Source organism: Chryseobacterium mucoviscidosis, assembly GCF_002177115.1.
In the GTDB taxonomy this organism is placed as follows: Bacteria; Bacteroidota; Bacteroidia; order Flavobacteriales; family Weeksellaceae; genus Chryseobacterium; species Chryseobacterium mucoviscidosis.
The window spans coordinates 1-247 of the sequence record NZ_MVAG01000224.1 but is presented as its reverse complement, the minus strand read 5'-3'; the positions used below and the strand labels follow the sequence as shown (position 1 = coordinate 247).

At 57.9% G+C, this 247-nt stretch carries 1 protein-coding gene; it reads right to left on the bottom strand.

Going from position 1 to position 247, the window contains the following annotated elements; all coding sequences use genetic code 11:
- Positions 1–247, bottom strand: a 247-nt coding sequence (locus tag B0E34_RS22955; protein ID WP_185117475.1) for a phosphoribosylformylglycinamidine synthase family protein, incomplete at both ends; no start/stop codon positions are given.

Genomic DNA, 247 nt, shown 5'->3' with positions numbered 1-247 from the left:
AGACCGTTTCCATCATGCGGTCGTGCAGTTCAGCGGTCACCTGCTGCCATTGTTCATTGGTCAGCGTACCGGCTTCTATATAGTAAGCCATGCCGCGCTCAAGGCGGTTTACCTGTTGTAGACCGCAATTATGGGCGATATCGGTCGCTTTCGAAGACCAGGGAGAGATGGTGCCAGGACGCGGGGTCACCAGCAGGAGTTTGCCTTGCGGGGCGTGGCTGGCGAGTGCCGGGCCATATTTCAGCAG